Below are 19664 nucleotides of genomic sequence, written 5' to 3' on the forward strand. Positions count from 1 at the left end.
TATTACCCGAATAATCTCGCATAGATAAAGTTTCGCAGAGCGTAAAATGAACTTTTTGCGGTTTTGTCCGTTCTATTGTTTATGAGCAAATTCATAAAACTGCGCCGCAATGATGGACGTCTCTATAAATGGCGCTGTGGCGGCGTAGCTTTTGCTATAATATTCGGACTCATCTTCCTGTTTATTATCATGATGACCTTCAGGTTTTTTGGCACGCCCGTGACGAATAAAATGTTGTCGTGGTTCGGTCCGGATGGGTCATCCGTTGCGTCGGCCCATACGCGACTGTCCACACCCTTTACCTTGTCTGCCCAGGCGATCGATCTGGGTGATACCGGCCGGATTGACCAAGCCAAATTGCGTCCGGCTTTGTTGGGATTTTTACCCGGCCGGCCCTGGGTAGCCCGTCTTGAAGCCCGCGACGGCGATATAAATCTCTACGCGCTGGCAGGTAATGAGGGTACATCTTCAGACTTTTCCCAAAACCTTAAAGAGATCGTCAATGAGGTTGATGTTGAAAATATATCACTCAATCTCGATGACACTGATGCCAGCCGTGTTGTCCTTATCGAAAGCGCCGAAGGCTCCGTATATGACGGTACATTTATTTTAAAAGCCAGCGGCGCAAATACGCGCATCACATTTGATGGACGTAAAGAGCTCGCCAAGGGTTCAGCGCTGGGCGGACAGCTGGCGGTCTCAGGCGATAACGTTAAAGATATTGGCGACCTGCTGGGCGTGGGTGCGCCCGATAGCCCGCCTTATAATTTGTCTATGAGCGTTAGGCAAATCGGATATTTGTTTTCGGTTTCAAATCTGTCCGGCACGGTCGGCGATAGCGATATTGGCGGCGAAATCACTTTGGATGTCGGGCCGGATACACCCGTAATTGATGCCAATCTGAAAACAGACACGCTTGATTTTGATGATCTCGCTATTATATTCGGCATACCGCTCAGCACGAAAGAGGGCGAGGCGGTCAATGAAGAACAGAAACGCGCTGCCGCCGCCTTCAAAGCCTCTGACCGCCTCATTCCCAATGCCGAGATCGATTTTTCTCGTCTGGATATGATTGATGGCCGCGTCAGATACGCTGCGGCCGATATTCAAAATGGGCGGTTTGACATGACCGGACTTCTTCTTGATGTCGAGATTGACGGACGCATTGTCCGCGCGACAGAGGCCGCGCTTCAATTTGGTGAGGGTCGTCTAAACGGATATATCACGCTCGACGGAACGCAAAATCCTGCTGTCACCACCGCCGAAGGTACGGCGGAAAATATTTCTTATGACCGTCTGGCCCTAGGCAAATTTATGCGCGGGAATGTGCAGGGTAATTTTGATATCCGTACCAAAGGTAACGGCTTTCGCGAGGCCGCGGCCAATCTTGACGGGCGGATCGCGCTCTATAGCCGCGACACGCAAGTTGCCACGCTGCTGGTCGAAGCTGCAGGTCTGGATTTGACCGAGGGCTTAGCGGTCTATCTGTCCGATGAGCGCGAACGCGCTTTTGTCAGCGCCGATTGCACAGCCACAGTTCTGACCGCACAAACAGGGCAGCTGCGTATGAACCCCGCCATCATCAATACGACCGATAGTATATTAATTGCTGACGGAACGGTAAACCTCGCCGATGAGGTCATGGACATTACCATTCGTGCGGACGCCAAGGATTTTTCCTTCCCGTCCGTTATCGGCGATATTGATATAAACGGCTCACTGCGCGACCCCAGCCTAAGCGTTCTGGATGGCTCAACCGTGGCACAAATTACGATTGCCGCCCTGCTGGGTACGGTGTCCGGACCACTGGCAGCTCTGCCCTTTATCGAATCCGGTAACGCCAAAGATACGGGCCAGTGCGCCGCTGTTCTGGCACGCGCGCTAGATACGGGCGATTAGATCCTCGGCCAGCGCAGCGAAAAGCTTCGCTTCCGCGCTTTCGCCCAGTGCAATCGGTACACCAAAATCACAGCTTTTGCGCACATCAATAGACAGCGGCGCGCTGCCCAGATAGGGAATGCCAAGCGCGGCCGCCTCGGCTTGGCCCGCGCTTTGGCCAAAAATGTCATGAACGGCTCCGCAATTGCTGCAGACAAATTGATTCATATTTTCAATCAATCCGGCCAATCTTATATCGACCTTGCCGAACATAGCCGCGCCTTTGCGCGCATCGGCCAGGGCCAGATCCTGCGGCGTCGTCACAATCACGGCCGCGGCGGGTTTAATATCCTGCGCCAGACCGAGCTGCGCATCGCCTGTGCCGGGCGGCATATCAATGAATAGATAATCCAGCTCGCCCCAATCTGTGTCCCATAACATGCGCGAGATTGCCCCCTGTACCATCGGGCCGCGCCAAACGATCGGTCCGTCATCTTCGGTCAGAAAGGCAATCGACATGGCTTTAAGACCATGCGCGGTTTGCGGCGCAATCAAGCGGCGACCCTGCACCTCAGCCGTGCCCGCGCGCGCGCCAAACAGCCCCAAAAGCCGCGCAATGCTGGGCCCGTGAATATCGGCGTCCAATATCCCGACGCGTTTGCCGGATTTGGCCAGAGCCGCGGCCAGATTAACCGCAACCGTGCTTTTGCCCACCCCGCCCTTGGCGCTGGATATAGCAATGATTTTATCAATTTGGCTGTCCCCCTGATAGCCTTCGGGGCGGCGGGCTTGATGGGGGTTTCGTCCATTTTTGGGGGCCGCAGATTTCGGTGATGGCGCCGCTTTGTGCGCGGTCAAGACTACGCGCGCCGTTATCGCCGGATCCAGCGCAGCAAGCGCGGCCTGCGCCGCTTTTTGCACCGCCGCGAAGATCTGCGCTTCGGATGGATCAATTGACAGAACGGCTGTCACTGAGCCGTCACCAAATTGCAGATCGGACAGCCGCCCCGCAGCGACAATATCGCGCGATCCGTTGGGAACGCGGATAGTGGATAGCTCGCGCAGCGCCTGATCTTCGGTGATAGCCATAAACGGCCATTAAGCGCTGGGCGTGTTATGCGCAAGACGGCCGCTGCGCTGCCTCAAAAAAAAGAGCTAAGTTTTCTCTCTCAACCCCGCAATTGAGGCCTCCCAATTCTGGCCGTTAAAATCAATAGTCTCAGCAGGAATAAGCGTGCCGGATATAACGCAGCGCAGATTGACGCTCCAGCTTTCGGGGTGACTGCGAGGGCGGTAAAGCGGCTTTATACCGCATGTTTTGCAAAACATATGCACGGCGCGGCCCGTGCCGAAGCGGTATTGCGCCAGATGGGTTTCGCCCGAGATAAATGTTAAATCGGCCTCATCCACAAAGACATGCAAAAACCCCGTCATCTGACAGACCGAGCAATTACAGTGCGTGACCGGGGCATTGGCGGGCGCCTTAAAAGTAAATGCCACCGCGCCGCAATGGCAGCTGCCCTTATGTACCGTCTTGTCCATAGCCCGTTATAAGACGGGGCCGCGCCGCTGTCTTGCGAAAAGCGGCGGGCTCGCTTATGCCAGCTAAAATCAACAGGAGCAGACATTGCGCATTTTACACGTCATGGCCGGAGCCGCAGAAGGCGGAGCCGAAAATATTATGCTGGAATCCGTTCTGGCCCTGCAGGAACGGCGCGACGTGGAGCAGGCCGTTGTCACGCGTCCTCATAATGCTTTTCGTCTGGAGCAGTTCGAAGAGGCCGGTATTAAAACCGCGACGGCCAGCTTTAATAAAAACTGGCCGTTTCGGACCCGCCACACCATCAAGGCAATGATCGCCGAGTTTAAGCCGGACGTGATTGAATATTGGATGGGACGCGCCGGACAATTCGCGCCGGCCTCCCACCGCGATATCTCTATCGGATGGTATGGCGGATATTATAAATTAGAGCGGTTCAAAAATTGCAAATGGCATATCGGCCTGTCGATTGATTTATGCCGCCATATCCGCGCGCAAGGCGTAGCTGACGATCATGTCGGCCTTGTCCACACTATGGCGGACTTTAACGGCGCAGCGCCCGTATCGCGGGCCTCTCTGGATACGCCCGAAGATGCGCCCGTGGCGCTCTCATTGGCGCGGCTGCACTGGAAAAAAGGCCTCGACACCTTGCTGGACGCCACCGCGCAGATTGACGGGCTTTATGTCTGGATCGCCGGTGACGGGCCGATTGAGTCTGAGCTAAAAGCGCAGTGCACCGCGCTGGGCCTAGATAACCGGGTGCGGTTTCTTGGCTGGCGTAATGATCGCGGCGCGCTTCTGGCCGCCTGTGATGTTGTGGCTTTCCCCTCGCGTTATGAGCCGTTTGGCACTGTCACCGTGGATAGCTGGGCCGCCGCCCGCCCGATTGTCGCCGCCGATGCCGTTGGCCCCGCCGCCTATGTCAAAGACGGCGTAAACGGACTGTTGATTCCCAAAGATGATGTCAGCGCGCTGCGTGATGCTCTGCGCCGCGTCATCGAAGAACCGGGATTATCTGAACAGCTCGTCGCCGGGGGGACGGAAACCTATGAGGCGACCTTCACCAAAGCCGCCTTTCAGCGCGATAGCCTGGCGTTTTATTCGCGCATCATCGCCTCACAATAGTTTAGAGACGCGAAGCTCATAAAAAAAACCCCGCTGCGGGAGCGGGGCGTTTAACTGTGGGAGCAGTTTACGCCAAAGGCGCAGTGGCATGATCGCGATTACGCGCTCATGCGGTCTTTCGCCGGATCGCGCAGGACATAGCCGCGACCCCAAACGGTTTCGATATGATGTTCGCCGCCTGTCGCCGCAGCGAGTTTCTTGCGCAGCTTACAGATAAAGACATCGATGATTTTTAGCTCAGGCTCGTCCATTCCGCCGTAAAGATGGTTGAGGAACATTTCTTTGGTCAGGGTTGTGCCCTTACGCAAAGACAAAAGCTCGAGCATTTGGTATTCTTTGCCGGTCAAATGAACGCGGTGCTCTGCGACTTCAACAGTCTTAGCGTCAAGATTTACGGCAATGTCGCCGGTCGTGATAATGCTTTGCGCGTGACCTTTAGAGCGGCGGACAACGGCATGAATGCGGGCAATCAGCTCATCCTTGTGGAACGGCTTGGTCATGTAATCATCAGCGCCCGTGCCCAGACCGCGCACTTTCGTGTCGATGTCGGATGTCCCGGAGAGAATGAAGATCGGCGTATTGACCTTAGCCATACGCAGGGTTTTGAGCACATCAAAGCCCGGCATGTCCGGAAGGTTTAAGTCCAGAAGGATGATGTCATAGTCATAGAGCTTGCCCAGATCGACACCCTCTTCGCCTAAGTCAGTCGTATAGATATTGAAACCCTCGCTTTTGAGCATCAATTCGATACTCTGCGCGGTGGCCATATCATCTTCGATAAGTAGTACCCGCATATCAGCCCTCCCAGGCGAATCAGTTCTTGTTATTCACAAGTCATGGTTAATGGAAATTTAGGCCTACGTGAATCCCGTAAATCAAATGTTAACGCTGTTAACTCTTTTTCAAGCTAATTTGCCCCATTCCGGCGCAGTGCCGCTGATTCCGGCGTTTAAAAAACTTCATCACGTTTACCAGACTGTAAGCTTGATGAGCTAAACCTTATCTCCAATGGCAAAAGCCAAACGCCAATATAGGCGACGACACGGTGAATAGGTGAATATTATGACAAACTCCATGGATAGAAGTGTGCGCAATACGCGCTTTGCGATTGCCGATCTTCAAAAACGTATCGCTGTCCTGCAAGATACGCGCGATGACCTGTCGCGCCAGATGAGCAAGCTTGTCGCCAGCGTTCCCGAAAACGAGATTGATCCCACTGCAGAGCGCGAAGGTTATGTCGCCTATGGCTCCTACGCTCAGTCCGTCATCGCCCGTAAAGAAAATCTGCGCGCGACGCTCACAGATATCGAGGCGCAAGCCTCCGGTCTGGGCGACGAGCTGCGTATGGCGCTGGATGCGCTGGACAGTTTCGAACGCGTCCGCGCCCGGCAAATGGCGGACAAAGCGGAACAAGCGCTCAAGCGCGCCTAAGCACAGTATTGCGGGCTTGGCCTGTGGCCATGCTCCGCCCCTATTGGCAGGTCATAATTTAAATCCAATGCGGATTTGAGCTATGAGGCCCTGACGCGCACACCTTTAATCAGCAAATAGACTCCCAGCGACACTATGGCGATCAAATTGCAGATTATGAACGCCATCGTTATCCCATTTGACCCGAGAGCCGGAATGAAGTCGCGCGCCACAATGGCAATGACGACAAAGCCGGATGCGAATATTCCCCATCCCGAAATCAGTCTCGGAATAAGTCCGGATGCCCAGAACAGATAGAAGAATCCGGCATTCGCCGCCGATCCGCCGATCAAAGCCAAATGAAATGATGTATAGTCAGATAAAACCTGTAACCCGATAAGCGCCATGTAGGGCTCTTGTCCGGCGGTTCGTGCAAATTGAGGGTCGGAGATCATCCCGGCAACATTTAACGCAAACATTGCGCCTAAAACGCCAAGCACTGACGCTCCGACACTGAGCGTCAGGCTCCATACCGCGCATAAGGATCCGTGACGCCGCAGAAGAAGAGACAACCCCGCTGCGGACAGTAACTCTAGCATGAAGATAAAAAGGGACAGATAAGCCCGGCCGCGCAGACGCATCTCTGCGGTCTGCATCGACTCTGCTGTTCCGAAAATATCGGCGGTCATATTGACATCAATGCCTTGCGATAAGGTCATTGATGAGACGATCCCGATGACTATCGTCAGCAGGAGGGTCAATCCGGTAATACGGGCAATACGGTGATGTTGAGGCACAGATAAAACAGTCATAAGTATCCCTTTCAGGGCAAATCTTATTCCGTTATTTCAGTGCAAGTCCAATTAAGGTCGGGACGTGATGAAAGTCAAGAGGCCCGACGGGCGGTCGGCGCGCCATGCTGCGGCCCGTCTTGCCGCTAAGATAATTTTATAATTTTGCCCCGCCGCGTAAAGTCAGGTTATACCCGCGCAATTCATCCGGGGGACGTCATGACGCAAAGCACAGCCATTTTGATGACATTGCTGGCCTATATGGCGGCCCTGGCCGGCATCGGGATATGGAGCTCACGCCGTATTAAAGGCGAGAGCGATTTCTTTTTGGCCGGACGCGGTCTGGGCGCGGTCAGCGCGGGCCTGTCCTATGCCGCCTCAACCAGCTCAGCCTGGGTGCTGCTGGGCTTTACCGGCATGGTCTACAGCCAAGGCATGGTGGCGCTATGGCTCGTGCCGGGCGTCTTTTCCGGATATGTCCTGACATGGCTGGTCATCGGGCCGCGTCTTAATCTGGACGCCGCGAAACACAGCCATATCACCATTTTGGATTTTTTAGGCCAAGACATCGCCCCGCTCTGGGCACGGCGCATCGCCATTGCCGGCGCGCTGATGATCCTGTTTTGCTTTGTCTTTTATATGAGCAGCCAGATCGACGCTGCGGGCAAGGCTCTGATCAATACTTTCGGCATGTCGCGCGCAGGGGCAATCCTGATTGGGGCGGGAGCGATATTGCTCTACTGCCTGCTCGGCGGGTTCATCGCGGCCAGTATCACTAATGCCGTGCAGGCGCTGGTCATGATGGCGGCCTGTATCATCGTGCCATATCTTACCGTGCAGGCGGCGGGTGGTATCGGCCCGATGATAGAAGCGTTACGTGAGACGCAGGCCGCGCGCTATTTCAGCATTACGGGGAGCGCCGCAGGGTTTGCGGGCGCGGGGCTGGCACTCGGCCTGCTTGGAACAGGGCTGGGCGCACTGGGGCAGCCGCAGCTGCTCAACTGGATCATGGCTGTGCGCGATCCGAAAATGCGCAAACAGGGCGCGGCGATTACAATCGGGTGGGGCATTGTCGTCTATACCGGACTTATCCTGATGGCTATGGCGGCGCGGTCTATGTCCATCGAGACGCCCAAAGAAGAGCTGTTCTTCACCCTCGCGCAAATGTTCCTGCCGACGGTTTTTGCCGGCATTGTCATTGCCGCCGTGCTGTCTGCGGTAATGTCGACGGTGGATAGCCTGCTGCTCTCCGCCGCCGCGTCGGTCAGCCATGATATGGGCGGCGATGCCGTGCCCGCAGATAAAGCGGTGCTGTATGGCCGTATCGCCATGATCGGCGTCGCGGTGACAGCCGTCTTGCTGACGCTTTATGCGCCGCAGGATATTTTTAAGCGGGTTTTATTTAGCTGGGTCGCGCTGGGCGCCGCCTTCGGGCCGTCCATCCTGACCAAATGTCTGGGCTGGCGGATTAGCGGCGGCGCAATTTTCGCGGCCATACTCGCCGGGTTTTTCACCGCCGTTATAGCTTATAATGCCGCGCAAATCGCGCCGACCGAAATGCGGCCCGCGCTCAGCCTCATCGAAAAATGGGGCAGCTGGCTTATCGGCCTGTTTATTCTAAGCATGGCGAGATTGAAACAGGACGCGGCCTAGCGGGCGCTATTCCTCTTCGTTTTTTTCTTTTACGGAAGTCTTTCCGGTCAGCGCGTCATCCTGCAGCGCTTTGCTGCTGGACATATCCGCCTTATTGGCGTGATCGCGGGTTTTCTTCGCTTCTTTTTCCATCTCTTTTTTCGGGTCGGCCATGTGGTTCTCCTGTGGTTAGAAGTTAAATGCGCGAGAGAAGGGGCAGTTCCGTGAAAACACCGTCATAGTCGGGCTTGACCCGACTATCCATCTCGACACAGGCGACATAGATTTATTGTGATAGGTGGATCCTCTGGTCAAGCCAGAGGATGACGGGCTTGAAGACTTAAGTCTTACGCCATGTTGTCGTGCCGTCGGGCTGATCTTCCAGAACAATACCGCGCGCCGTGGCCTCGTCGCGCGCGGCATCCGCAGCGGCCCAGTCTTTGGCTTTACGGGCCGCAGCGCGTTTGTTCGTGATAGCGTCAAAACCAGCGCTCTCATCCTCACTCGCCCCGCCTTTGAACCACTCTTCAGGGTCTTTTTGGAGCAGGCCGAGGAGATCATTTATATAATTAAATTGAGCTTGAGCTGTTGTGTAGAAATTATCAGCCTCCTTAGCTGAAACCCAATTGTGAACTTTAGAATGAAACAACTTATAACTATTAATTTTTTCTCCTATAAAAACGAATGCTCGAATAGTATTTAAATCGTCAGACATGTAGGTACTAGTATTCAGCTTATATACTTCGTCTACATTGTCAGGGTTCAAAACATTCCCATCGTCATCAGTAAGGATTTTAGTTTTTACTGTGATTTCAAATGATTTGCTCATTTCAGATAGATTGAAGCCATCTTTTTGAGCCGCCTTCCAAATAATTTCTTTATCGCGATACCAACCATCCAACTGCGCCTTACTCTCCTTGAGCAAATCTTCAGACCATGACAGTTCACTGCGATAATGGGCCTTCAACAGTGCCAAGCGAATAACCTCGCCGTCCCAGTCTTTGAGCAGGTCGTCGATCAGTGTGACATTGCCGAGCGATTTGGACATCTTCGTACTGCCCATGTTTAAAAACTCATTATGCACCCAATAATTGGCCAATGGCTTCTTATTCGCACATTCGCTTTGCGCAATTTCATTTTCATGATGCGGGAATTTCAGATCAATTCCGCCGCAATGAATATCAATTGTCTCCCCAAGCTTCTGGCGGATCATGGCGGAACACTCGATATGCCAGCCTGGTCTGCCAGGGGAAAGCTGTTTAGGGGCATTGAAGTATTTGCGCCAATTAAGGTCTGCATAAGCTTGAATTTTTGGGACGGCGTAAGAGTATTCTTCGTTTTCCCCTTCGACATATTTCCAAAGTAAGAAGTCAGCGGCATTGCGTTTGTAGCTAGCAACTTCGACTCTAGCCCCTGATAAGTTATCTTCTAATTTTCTTCCCGAAAGCTTCCCATAATCTTCCATCTTCGTAACATCAAACAAAACGTTATTTCCAGATATGTATGCAAAATCCAGCTCTAATAGCTCAACGATAATATCTTGCATTTCATCAATAGCATCCGTCGCTTTGGGCTGATAGGTAGGCGGGAGGCAATTTAAGGCCCGCAAATTGTCCTGATAAATCCGCGTGTATTTTTCAGTAATCTTGGAGATCGGGACGCCTTGCTCTTTGGCGGCCGCGATAATCTTGTCATCCACATCGGTAATATTGCGCGCATAAAAAACGTGATCTTCGCCATAAACATGGCGCAGCACGCGGAACAGAACATCGGCGACCACGGCGGCACGGGCGTTCCCGATATGGGCGTAGCTATAAACCGTCGGCCCGCAATTATACATCGTCACACGATTAGGGTCGATCGGGACGAACTCCCGTTTCTCGCGTGTCATTGAATCATATAATTTTAAAGTGGGCGTATCGGTCATGCGTCCTGCATTAATCAGAACTGCGCGGTTTTAAAAGCCCGTATTACGGCATCCGAGCTGTTCGCGCGAAGATGTGCATAATGACGAGGCGTTTTTGGGACTGGCTTTTTACCTATCGCCTCCCATATAAGGCGCGTGAAAGATAATGAGACCCCTATGAGCCAAGATCCCGCCGCAAAGCCGCTGCTTAAAGCCGTCAACGATGCCGCCCGCCCGAGCCACGCGCAGGCCATGGAGGCCGTGCAGACGCTGCTCTCCTTTATCGGTGAAGACCCGTCGCGGGTCGGCCTACGCGATACGCCGCGCCGCGTAATTGATGCTTACGCCGAATGGTTTGCCGGATATGACGCCGATCCGGCCAAAATCCTGTCCAAGACATTTGAGGATATTAACGGCTATGACGACATGGTGATTTTGCGCAAAATCGATGTGGAGAGCCATTGCGAGCATCACATGGCCCCGTTTCTAGGCACAGCCAGCGTCGCTTACCTGCCCGCCGAAAATGTGGTCGGCATTTCCAAACTCGCCCGCGTCGTCGAGATTTACGCGAAACGCCTGCAAAATCAGGAAAACCTGACAACGCAGATCATCAACGCTATTGAGTCCGGCCTAAAGCCGCGCGGCACGGCCGTGATGATCGAGGCCGTGCATCAATGCATGAGTACGCGCGGCGTCCACCACGCCAATGTCTCAACCATTACGACGCGCTTTACCGGCGAATTTAAAACCAATCCCGCTTTGCAGGAACGGTTTTTGAATTTGGTGAAGGACTAAATCAACACCCTCAATTTTCGTCATCCAGAGCGTAGCGAAGGATCCATTCCTCGAAAATGCAGCAGTGTGAAATGTCGAAAAGTCTAGACTTGGATCCTTCGGGACTTCGTCCCTCTGGATGACAAAGGGGGCGTTTATGGGCGTGCATCTTCATAAAAAAAGGCGAGCCAAGGCCCGCCTTTTCATCACATTTTATATCGCCATTTAGTCAAGACAGACCGCTTGGCCTTCATTGGCCACAAGATGAATATCGGAAAATGACAGGCTTAATGTGGCGTCGCTTTCAATCCGTACCGGCTGGTTGACCGTGGTCATAGACGGGCCTTCGGCAAAGCAGGAGAGCTTGACCGACACCTCTTGCCACTGCCCGACGGGCTGGCCGGCCAGATAGTCGTGCATGTTCTCAACCGCGCAGGCTGTCTCACCGCAATTCACGCCCAGAGTGGTTGTTCCGCTGCCAATTGCATTGACGCGGTAGCGCATATAGAGCGCCATATCAGCCGTATTTTGACGCGATAAATCCACCGCGTCGCCGCCAATGATAAACCGTCCGGTATCCTTACCGGAAAATTCGGCCGTGCGGATATTTTCCTGCGCGCCGTCATCTTCACTGCGCAAAATAACGTGACCTCCTAAGGACACAGCGCGGCTGTTGAGAGCCGTTGCTCCGCCGGAGCTGTCTTCAATCTGCGTCATCCACGGGAAGACTGCCCCGCCGGCTATCATATAATTATCCGTATTTGACCCGGACAGATCTACGCCTGCTTCCTCGGGCAATGTCTCCATATCTTGGGACGCCGCATATGTCAGTCCGTAGCCATAGGCGAAGAGCGGGTCGTAGTTTTCATCGCCGACATTAAGCGGCGTCTGAATGGCTGTGCGCGGCCAGCTATAGGGCAATGTGCCTTTAAAGTCATAGGCGACGCGGCCATCTTGGCCCGCAAACAAAACGTCAGCAGCATAGCCGCCTTCGCTTCCGGGCAGCCAGGCTGCGACAAAGGCATCGGAGCTGTTAATTTCGCGGTTCATCCAGAGCGGACGTCCCGAGAGGAAGACAGCAACCACCGGAATGCCGTCAGCGCGGAGCTTTTTAATGAGCTCCAGATCGCTGTCATCGCCGGGCTTATATCCCAAATGCTCAATATCGCCGAAGAACTCCGCGTAAGGGTCTTCGCCAAACACCACGATAGCGACATCGGGTTTACGGCTATAGCTGCCGTCAACGGACAGGACGGTTCTGCCGCCCGCCGCATCCGTGTGACGCTTCACGCCATCATAAATCGAGCTGCCGGCCGGAAAATCCTTTTTCGTATTGCCCGTGCCTTGCCAATTTAAGGTCCAACCGCCGGATTGTTTGCCGATATCATCCGCGCCATCGCCTGCAACCAGAACTGTATCGCCCGGTGAAAGCGGCAAGGCGCGCCGCCCATTTGCGAGGGTGTTATTTTTCAAAAGCACAAGCGACTCGCGCACGGCCTGACGCGCAACAGCTTTATGCTCAGGGTTTTGCAGCAGGCTGAAATCACCCGCCAAAGCGCGGCTGGACGGCTTACCGGCTTCAAACAGACCCGAGCGGAGTTTAACCCGCAAAATACGGCGCACCGCATCATCTAGGCGGTCCATATTAATGATGCCTGATTGGGCTTGCGCGTAAGTCGTATCAAACAGACCGCGCCAGCTATCGGGCGCCATAAACATATCAAGCCCGGCGTGCAGCGAGGCCGGACAATCCGTATTGGTGCAGCCATCCACTTGTCCATGTCCGTTCCAGTCGCCGACGATAAATCCGTCAAACCCCATACGGGTTTTTAGCACATCGGTCAGCAGGCCTTTGTGACCATGCATGCGTTTGCCTTGCCAGCTGTTAAAACTGGCCATCACAACCTGCGCGCCAGCCTCAACCGCTATGGGGTATCCTGCGCCGTGAATATCGCGTAGCTCTTCTTCGCTATCAATATTATCGCCTTGGTCATTGCCGCCCTTTGTCCCGCCATCACCAATAAAATGTTTGGCCGTGGCAATCACATTTTCGCCGGACAGAAAATCATCCGCGCCGGGCTCGCCCTGAATGCCGAGGATAAGCTGGTCGGCATAGCTCGCCGTCACTTCCGGATTTTCGCTATAGCCTTCATAAGTGCGCCCCCACCGGTCATCGCGGACAACGGCAATGGTCGGCGCAAATGTCCACTCCTGGCCTCCCGTGCGGATTTCCTTGGCTGTCACATCCCCAATTTGGCGCATCAAGGCCGGGTTTCGCGTTGCGCCAAGTCCGATATTATGCGGGAACACGGTCGCGCCGGGGATATTATTGTGACCGTGAACGGCGTCTGTACCCCAAAGCATAGGAATAAACGGCCCGCCTTCAAGATCGGCTTCCAGAGTCGCGGCGTAATATTCGTCAGCCAGAGCGAGCCAGGCCGAAGCCGGACTGCGGTTATCTCCATCAGGCGCGCTATTGCCGCCGTTCAGGATAGAGCCGAGCGGATAGGTTTTTAAATCCTCCGGCGTAATGGAGCCGATATCCGCCTGAATAATCTGGCCGACTTTTTGACGGAGCGTCATTTTGGCCATGAGGCCGTCAATGCGTTTTTCCAGCGCGGGCTCTACCGCAAGCGGGGATTTCGCTTCAGGCCACAATTCAGGATGGGCGGTGCCGGGCGCTTCCGCTGTCACTTTGACCGTCGCGTCAGGTGCGCCATTGCTACACCCGGCCAGTAAAATCGCTGCTATCGCGCAGCCCGTCATCAAATATGAAGTCTTCATGATTAATCCCGTTCCGATGCGTCCGGCGTGAGCCCGCGCATTCCCTGTTTTATATACTGTCCACTTTAACATTATTTTTGTAAAGTTGGATGCGTTTTTAGATCTAGAAAATGCGCAAAATTTGACAGCGCTGTCAATACATAATTAAATGGGCGCAAAATCACCGGGGAGATCAGCATGATCCGCTTAACAACACTCTGTCTATCCGCCGCGGCAGCAGCCTTTTTGGCCGGGCCCGCAACGGCCGACACATTCGAGACCAAACGGTGTGTGAATATGGGCAATGCCTTGGACGCGCCCAGTGAAGGCGAATGGGGCCATGTCATTGATTTAGCCAGCTTTGCCAAGATCAAAGCCGCCGGCTTTGATACGGTGCGCATCCCTGTGCGCTGGAGCGCCCATACAGGCCCCGCACCGCACTTCACGATTAATCCGCAATTTGGCCGGCGTGTGGACGGGGTGATAAATGCGGCTAAGGCGGCAGGACTAAATGTCATTGTCAACATTCACCATTTCGAAGAGCTCAACACAGACCCGGACGCCCATGCCGCCAAGCTCCTCTCGCTCTGGTCACAGATTGCGGCGCGTTATGCCGATTATCCGTCTAATGTCTATTTCGAAGTTATAAATGAGCCAAATGAGAATTTTGGCGGCCAGAAAATGCGCACGCTTATGACCGCGGCGGTCAAAGAAATCCGCAAGACTAATCCAACGCGCATTGTGATTCTGGGCGGTGAGAAATGGAACGGGCTTGAGTCCTTGCCCAGCATTCCCGTGATAGATGACCCTAATCAGGTCTATACATTCCATTATTACACGCCATTTGAATTTACCCATCAAAAAGCCGGCTGGACCGATTTAAAAGATAGCGGAACCGTTAATTTTGGAAGCCGCGCGGATTATAAAGCGCTTGACAAAAATATGGATTATGCCGCCAAAATTATGCGCGAAACCGGAAAGCCAATCTTTGTCGGCGAGTTCGGGGCCTATGATAAAGCCCCTTATAAAGACACGGTTGAATATTATGAGGCCACCCGAAAAGCCTTTGAAAAACACGGCCTATCGTGGTGTGCGTGGAGCTTTACGCAGACCTTCCCGCTTTATGACAGCGAGAGCGGGCAGTGGGATGGTCCCAAACTGGCCGCGCTGGGCCTTGCGCCTAATAAAGCAGGTTTTGCCATTATGCCGGGGGCCAAGCCCATGACCACAGGCGGGTCGCGGTTTGAAGGGCAATCGCTGGATGACGGCTTTAATGCGCTGCGCCGCAATTTACCCAAAGACGGACAATTAATGAACCGTCCCTACGCCAAAGAAATCGCCTTTTACGGTCAGGCCAAAACCGAAATGGTCACCGATACGGGCGTGCCGGGCAGCACAGCCATGGAAGTCAAAACTGTCAAAAGTAAAAACGCTTGGGATAGCGGGGCGAGCACGGCAATTGCCATGCCAATCAAAGCGGGCGACGTTATCGTGCTGTCATTCTATGGCAAAAATATCCAAGGCGACGGCAGGATTGCGCAGGCCGGATTGCAGCTCAATAGCGAGCCATATACTGCGATCATGGCCGAACCGGTCAGCTTAAGTGATGAGTGGCAGCAATATTATATCGCCGGCACCGCGCCGCGCGATTACAAAGCGGGCGAGGCGGGATATAGCCTGCACCTCTCCGGCGCGACGCAGACCCTGCGTCTGGGGCCTCTATTTATTATGAACCTAGGCCTCGACGCGGACATGTCCCGCATACCGCGCAATCCATAGGGTGGCGTGACGTGCTATGTGATGATGGGCGTTTCAGGCTGCGGGAAAAGTACAATTGGCAAAGCCGCGGCGCGGCGTCTGGGCCTGCCTTTTATTGAGGCCGATGATTTTCACAGCGCCGCCAATAAAGCCAAAATGGCGGGCGGCACGTCCCTGAAGGAGACCGACCGCGTCCCGTGGATTGAAGCGCTTGTGTGGCAGGCCCGCCGCCATGACGGTGATGTCGTTATGTCCTGCTCGGCGCTGACGCAGTATGTTAGAGATCGATTGCAAAGCGGTTTGAACGGCCATTGCAGGTTTATATATTTGCGCGGCAGCGAAGACTTAATCGCAAAGCGGCTGACCTCCCGCAAAGGCCACTTCTTCAATCCGGCATTGCTCTCCAGCCAGTTTGCAGCGCTGGAGGAGCCGAGTGACGCTGAAATTTTAGATATCGATCAGACTATAGACGCGCTCGTCACCGCGGCCTGTACGCGCATTTCAATGAGCCGCTAGGCCCATATCCGAAAAGGGCCGTACCAAAAAGTGCGGTGCGACCACACTATGCCTCCAACGCGGTATGAAAACTATGCAGAGCCAATGCGCGCTTTTCAAGCGGCCCCGCTCCCCCTAAAAGAAGCAAAAATATAGGGAAAATTATGACACTGACAATGACCAGCGGCCCGAAAACGCCGCCGCTTCCGGGGACAACTGTTTTAGATCTTATCGCGCTCCAAGCCGAGAATCGCGGCGACCGCGACGCCTATTACGCCCATAATGGAAGCGACTGGCAAGCGGTGAGCTGGGCGCAACATTATGACGACATTACCCGCGCGGCGCGCGCGCTCATGGCAGGCGGGTTTCAAAGCGGGCAGGTCGTGTGCATTATCGGCGATAATACTCCTGAATGGGTGACGATGGATCTGGCCGCGATGATGGCAGGCGGGATGAGCGCGGGGATTTACCAGACCTCATCTCCGGAAGAGATCGCCTATATTTTAAACCACTCCGAAGCGCCCGTCATTGTCGCGCAAAACGCCCATTATCTTGCGCAATTGGCCGAGATTTTTGACCAATGCCCGCACCTCACGCAAATTGTGATGATGGACGGCGCGCCCGCCGATCATCCGAGTGCAGAGACATGGGACGCCTTCCTCGCCCGCGCAGCAGAGGTGCCCGACGACGCATTACGCGCCCGCATTGCCGCCATCCACCCTGACGACATTGGCGGACTGATCTATACATCCGGCACGACCGGCCCGCCCAAAGCCGTCGCTTTGTCCCATAAATGCATTCACGGCATATCCGGTAATGCCAATGCGTTTCTTGATATTCAGGACGGCGAAGTCCTGCTGTCCTATTTGCCGCTGTCTCATATCGCGGAAAAAGCCCTGTCGATTTACGGCCCTGCCGGCGGCCCGCACGTCATCTATTTCTCGCGCGGCATGGATAAACTCGCCGAAGATATCGCGCAGTCCCGCCCGCATATCCTATTCGGCGTGCCGCGCGTTTGGGAAAAAATACAGGCCGCGCTCAGCCTAAAATTTGCCTCCGCCGAACCTAAAAAGCAGGCTAGTCTGAAAAAAGCCATGGATACGGGCAAGGCGTGGTTTGTCCATCAGCGCGCCGGAACCAAGCCCGGCATTGGTCTTAAAGTCAAATATGCGCTCTATGATAAATTGGCTTACAGCAAAATACAGGCGGCGCTGGGGCTGGACCGCGTTCGGGTTTGCATTTCCGGCGCGGCGGCGATTGCCAAAGACACGCCTTTATTTTTCAACGGCATCGGCCTTCAGATCGGGAATGTTTACGGCTTATCGGAAACCGGCGGCGGCGCCAGTTGCGACCTGCCTATGCACCGCGTGAAAATCGGCTCTGTCGGGCCGGCTGTGCCGAATTTTGATATTAAAATCGCCGATGACGAAGAAATCTGGCTGCGCGGAAATACGATTTTCACGCAATACCTCAAAGACCCCGAAGCTACCGCAGCCGTCCTCAAAGACGGCTGGTTCGCGACGGGCGATCTGGGCTATATTGACGATGACGGCTATCTGTTCATCTCCGGCCGTAAGAAAGATCTCATCATCACATCGGGTGGTAAAAACATTGCCCCGTCCAATCTGGAAACCGCGATGATGAGCATTCCTTATATTGAGCATGCAATCGCTGTGGGAGACGGATTTAACTTCATCTCCGCGCTGATTACACTGGACGTAGAGGCCTGCGCCCGCAGTCTGGACGTGAAAGCCGATTACGCCGAACTGGCCAAAAGCGCGCGGCTGCGCGATTCCATCCGCGGCGCGATTGAGCAGATGAATGACAAATTTGCCCGCGTCGAATCCGTACGCGAATTTCGTATCCTCCCCAAGCCGCTCTCTATTGAAGACGGTTTTCTAACCCCGACGATGAAAGTTAAACGGGCGAAAGTCATTACGGCTTATAATGATAAAATCGAAGATATTTACGGGGTTAAAGACTCATGAGCGATGATATTAAGCTTGATTATCCGACCCAGCAAATCGGGCGTATTCGATTAAACCAGCCGTCAAAGCGCAATGCCCTGTCCGCGCAAATGTGGGCGGATTTGCGCATAGCCATATCCGAAGCGGCCAAAAACCCTAATTTATGCGTGTTGATGATTGTCGGTGAAGGCGAGCATTTCGCCGCCGGCGCCGATATTACAGAGTTCAGTACGCTTTACGAGACGCCGGCATCATCCGCCGGAATTTCAAAAATGATCGCCGGAGCTATGGACGCTTTGGCGAAATTTCCCAAACCGACAATTGCCAAAATCCGCGGCGCCTGCGTGGGCGGCGGCTGCGGCATTGCGCTGGCCTGTGACATACGCATTTCGGACGGCACAGCGGTGTTTGCAATTACGCCCGGACAGCTCGGTCTGGTTTATCCCTTTGCCGACATAGCGCGGTTGATACAGGCCGTCGGCGTCAGCGCGGCAAAAGATATGCTGTATACCGCCCGCAAAGTTGACGCCAAGGAGGCCAAACATATGGGGCTGATTAACCGTCTGGTTGACCAATATGAGCTGGATCAGGTCGTGCGCGACTATGCCCTTTCCATCTGCGCCACATCAGGGCAATCCAACATTATGACCAAGAAAATGTTTTTAGCCTATGAGGCGGGGCAGCGCGTGGATAGCGCCGAGACGCAAGACATATATTTAAAAGCTTTCTCCTCCAGCGATTTCAAAGAAGGCTACACCGCCTTTATGGAGAAACGAAAACCGGATTTTAGCTAGGTCGGGGGAAGCGGTAATTCTGTCGTAAATTTCAGCTTTTCCATCGCAAAACTGGCCGAGACATCGGCTAGGCTGACCTTGGTGATCAAGCGCTGATAGACGCGGTCATAATCGGCAACGCTGGCGACCATGATTTTCAAAATATAATCGACCTCGCCCGCCAGACGGTAAAATTCGACGATTTCCGGCATTTTATCAACGGCGCTGCGAAATTTCTCCGCCCATGCCGCGCTGTGATCATCTGTTTTTACCGCCACGAAAACGGTCAGCGGCAACCCCACCTTGTCATTATCAATGAGCGCCACGCGGCGTTCAATAATGCCGTCGCGCTCCAAACGCTGAACCCGCCGCCAGCAAGTATTGATCGACACGCCGCAGATTTGCGCCAGTGAGTCCAGAGATTGCGAACTATCCGATTGCAAGTGCTTTAGAATTTGAATGTCAATATCATCAATTTTTTCGCTCATAATGGTATCTATCATAATTTTCTTCGAATAACAGCGTATTTTCTGCATCAGCCTGCGATGCTTTTTGATCGTGTCTCACGCATAATGCACAAGATTATTTATTCGGAGACGACATATGAAAGCCTTTACAGAGCACCCGCAATCCGTTGGCGAAAATTATTTTCAACACATGGCCTCATCATTTAGTTTTGCCGGACGGATGTTTCTGGCGGGCGCGGGCTGTTTATTGCACGGCATTTTCCCGTTTCTGTGTGTCAAGACAGGCAGCAAAACGGTCACGACACTCCATCATAAAATGGTCACCCATCGCGACAGACGCGACCCCTGCCTTGAGGCGACAATAACAGATCTCGCGGGCGGCTAA

The 19664-nt window shown here is 53.9% G+C and carries 18 protein-coding genes; 10 read left to right on the forward strand and 8 right to left on the reverse strand.

Features of this window, described 5'->3' with window-relative positions; translation table 11 throughout:
• Positions 1–81 precede the first annotated feature (81 nt).
• On the forward strand, positions 82–1899 hold the full coding sequence (locus H142_RS0111345; protein ID WP_156812005.1) for an AsmA family protein: 1818 nt from the start codon (positions 82–84) through the stop codon (positions 1897–1899).
• On the opposite strand, the gene H142_RS0111350 is transcribed toward H142_RS0111345, so the two are convergent.
• Both H142_RS0111350 and H142_RS0111355 read right to left on the reverse strand, forming a co-directional pair.
• Positions 1882–2967 (reverse strand): Mrp/NBP35 family ATP-binding protein, encoded by a 1086-nt coding sequence (locus H142_RS0111350; protein WP_017932258.1) that lies wholly within the window; start codon positions 2965–2967, stop codon positions 1882–1884. The two genes, H142_RS0111345 and H142_RS0111350, sit on opposite strands and share 18 nt — an antisense overlap.
• Before the next feature lie 66 nt (positions 2968–3033).
• Complete coding sequence (locus H142_RS0111355) at positions 3034–3420, reverse strand: GFA family protein (protein ID WP_026148007.1); 387 nt, start codon at positions 3418–3420, stop codon at positions 3034–3036.
• Positions 3421–3505: 85 nt separating this feature from the next.
• Here H142_RS0111355 and H142_RS0111360 point away from each other — a divergent pair, with 85 nt between their 5' ends.
• On the forward strand, positions 3506–4543 hold the full coding sequence (locus H142_RS0111360; protein WP_026148008.1) for a glycosyltransferase: 1038 nt from the start codon (positions 3506–3508) through the stop codon (positions 4541–4543).
• 98 nt (positions 4544–4641) lie between these two features.
• Here the strand turns inward: H142_RS0111360 and ctrA are convergent, their stop codons facing one another.
• Complete coding sequence (ctrA, locus tag H142_RS0111365; RefSeq protein ID WP_017932262.1) at positions 4642–5337, reverse strand: response regulator transcription factor CtrA; 696 nt, start codon at positions 5335–5337, stop codon at positions 4642–4644.
• A gap of 268 nt (positions 5338–5605) precedes the next feature.
• Between ctrA and H142_RS15565 the strand changes: the two genes are divergently transcribed.
• Positions 5606–5974 (forward strand): hypothetical protein, encoded by a 369-nt coding sequence (locus tag H142_RS15565; protein WP_017932263.1) that lies wholly within the window; start codon positions 5606–5608, stop codon positions 5972–5974.
• An 80-nt stretch (positions 5975–6054) separates the two neighbouring features.
• Here the strand turns inward: H142_RS15565 and H142_RS0111375 are convergent, their stop codons facing one another.
• Complete coding sequence (locus H142_RS0111375) at positions 6055–6765, reverse strand: DUF4386 domain-containing protein (protein WP_017932264.1); 711 nt, start codon at positions 6763–6765, stop codon at positions 6055–6057.
• Positions 6766–6963: 198 nt separating this feature from the next.
• Here H142_RS0111375 and H142_RS15570 point away from each other — a divergent pair, with 198 nt between their 5' ends.
• Positions 6964–8397: a sodium/proline symporter gene (locus tag H142_RS15570; RefSeq protein WP_017932265.1), complete on the forward strand. Its 1434-nt coding sequence runs from the start codon at positions 6964–6966 to the stop codon at positions 8395–8397.
• 6 nt (positions 8398–8403) lie between these two features.
• On the opposite strand, the gene H142_RS16880 is transcribed toward H142_RS15570, so the two are convergent.
• The gene (locus H142_RS16880) at positions 8404–8550 is read right to left on the reverse strand and encodes a hypothetical protein (RefSeq protein ID WP_017932266.1); all 147 of its coding nucleotides are present in this window, start codon (positions 8548–8550) and stop codon (positions 8404–8406) included.
• A 166-nt stretch (positions 8551–8716) separates the two neighbouring features.
• Positions 8717–10303, reverse strand: a complete 1587-nt coding sequence (gene cysS / locus H142_RS0111390) for a cysteine--tRNA ligase (protein ID WP_017932267.1) — start codon at positions 10301–10303, stop codon at positions 8717–8719.
• A gap of 156 nt (positions 10304–10459) precedes the next feature.
• Here cysS and folE point away from each other — a divergent pair, with 156 nt between their 5' ends.
• Complete coding sequence (gene folE, locus H142_RS0111395) at positions 10460–11077, forward strand: GTP cyclohydrolase I FolE (protein ID WP_017932268.1); 618 nt, start codon at positions 10460–10462, stop codon at positions 11075–11077.
• Positions 11078–11281: 204 nt separating this feature from the next.
• Here the strand turns inward: folE and H142_RS0111400 are convergent, their stop codons facing one another.
• Entirely contained in the window at positions 11282–13840 is a 2559-nt protein-coding gene (locus H142_RS0111400) for a glycoside hydrolase family 3 protein (protein WP_026148010.1), read from the reverse strand.
• Between the two features lie 177 nt (positions 13841–14017).
• Between H142_RS0111400 and H142_RS16425 the strand changes: the two genes are divergently transcribed.
• The 4 genes from H142_RS16425 (at position 14018) to H142_RS0111425 (ending at position 18833) form a co-directional block, all read left to right on the forward strand.
• A complete protein-coding gene (locus tag H142_RS16425; protein WP_017932271.1) occupies positions 14018–15598 on the forward strand; it encodes a glycoside hydrolase family 5 protein in 1581 nt (526 codons plus the stop codon).
• A gap of 21 nt (positions 15599–15619) precedes the next feature.
• The gene (locus H142_RS0111415) at positions 15620–16093 is read left to right on the forward strand and encodes a gluconokinase (RefSeq protein WP_017932272.1); all 474 of its coding nucleotides are present in this window, start codon (positions 15620–15622) and stop codon (positions 16091–16093) included.
• 143 nt (positions 16094–16236) lie between these two features.
• The gene (locus tag H142_RS0111420; RefSeq protein ID WP_017932273.1) at positions 16237–18060 is read left to right on the forward strand and encodes an AMP-dependent synthetase/ligase; all 1824 of its coding nucleotides are present in this window, start codon (positions 16237–16239) and stop codon (positions 18058–18060) included.
• Positions 18057–18833: an enoyl-CoA hydratase/isomerase family protein gene (locus H142_RS0111425; RefSeq protein ID WP_017932274.1), complete on the forward strand. Its 777-nt coding sequence runs from the start codon at positions 18057–18059 to the stop codon at positions 18831–18833. The genes H142_RS0111420 and H142_RS0111425 overlap by 4 nt, the downstream gene beginning before the upstream one ends.
• Here H142_RS0111425 and H142_RS0111430 read toward each other — a convergent pair.
• Positions 18830–19300 (reverse strand): Lrp/AsnC family transcriptional regulator, encoded by a 471-nt coding sequence (locus tag H142_RS0111430; protein WP_026148013.1) that lies wholly within the window; start codon positions 19298–19300, stop codon positions 18830–18832. The two genes, H142_RS0111425 and H142_RS0111430, sit on opposite strands and share 4 nt — an antisense overlap.
• 115 nt (positions 19301–19415) lie before the next feature.
• On the opposite strand from H142_RS0111430, the gene H142_RS15580 reads away from it, so the two are divergent.
• Positions 19416–19664 (forward strand): DUF6356 family protein, encoded by a 249-nt coding sequence (locus tag H142_RS15580; protein ID WP_017932276.1) that lies wholly within the window; start codon positions 19416–19418, stop codon positions 19662–19664.

Source organism: Robiginitomaculum antarcticum DSM 21748 (genome assembly GCF_000365025.1).
GTDB lineage: Bacteria > Pseudomonadota > Alphaproteobacteria > Caulobacterales > Maricaulaceae > Robiginitomaculum > Robiginitomaculum antarcticum.

Bases quoted from the DNA above. Each gene is read 5' to 3' on its own strand.
- H142_RS0111375 (WP_017932264.1), bottom strand. From the start codon at position 6,765: ATGACTGTTTTATCTGTGCCTCAACATCACCGTATTGCCCGTATTACC.
- H142_RS0111420 (WP_017932273.1), top strand. From the start codon at position 16,237: ATGACACTGACAATGACCAGCGGCCCGAAAACGCCGCCGCTTCCGGGG.
- ctrA (WP_017932262.1), bottom strand. From the start codon at position 5,337: ATGCGGGTACTACTTATCGAAGATGATATGGCCACCGCGCAGAGTATC.
- H142_RS0111355 (WP_026148007.1), bottom strand. From the start codon at position 3,420: ATGGACAAGACGGTACATAAGGGCAGCTGCCATTGCGGCGCGGTGGCA.
- folE (WP_017932268.1), top strand. From the start codon at position 10,460: ATGAGCCAAGATCCCGCCGCAAAGCCGCTGCTTAAAGCCGTCAACGAT.
- H142_RS15570 (WP_017932265.1), top strand. From the start codon at position 6,964: ATGACGCAAAGCACAGCCATTTTGATGACATTGCTGGCCTATATGGCG.
- H142_RS16425 (WP_017932271.1), top strand. From the start codon at position 14,018: ATGATCCGCTTAACAACACTCTGTCTATCCGCCGCGGCAGCAGCCTTT.
- H142_RS0111425 (WP_017932274.1), top strand. From the start codon at position 18,057: ATGAGCGATGATATTAAGCTTGATTATCCGACCCAGCAAATCGGGCGT.
- H142_RS0111400 (WP_026148010.1), bottom strand. From the start codon at position 13,840: ATGAAGACTTCATATTTGATGACGGGCTGCGCGATAGCAGCGATTTTA.
- H142_RS0111350 (WP_017932258.1), bottom strand. From the start codon at position 2,967: ATGGCTATCACCGAAGATCAGGCGCTGCGCGAGCTATCCACTATCCGC.
- H142_RS15580 (WP_017932276.1), top strand. From the start codon at position 19,416: ATGAAAGCCTTTACAGAGCACCCGCAATCCGTTGGCGAAAATTATTTT.
- H142_RS0111345 (WP_156812005.1), top strand. From the start codon at position 82: ATGAGCAAATTCATAAAACTGCGCCGCAATGATGGACGTCTCTATAAA.
- H142_RS16880 (WP_017932266.1), bottom strand. From the start codon at position 8,550: ATGGCCGACCCGAAAAAAGAGATGGAAAAAGAAGCGAAGAAAACCCGC.
- H142_RS15565 (WP_017932263.1), top strand. From the start codon at position 5,606: ATGACAAACTCCATGGATAGAAGTGTGCGCAATACGCGCTTTGCGATT.
- H142_RS0111430 (WP_026148013.1), bottom strand. From the start codon at position 19,300: ATGAGCGAAAAAATTGATGATATTGACATTCAAATTCTAAAGCACTTG.
- cysS (WP_017932267.1), bottom strand. From the start codon at position 10,303: ATGACCGATACGCCCACTTTAAAATTATATGATTCAATGACACGCGAG.
- H142_RS0111415 (WP_017932272.1), top strand. From the start codon at position 15,620: ATGATGGGCGTTTCAGGCTGCGGGAAAAGTACAATTGGCAAAGCCGCG.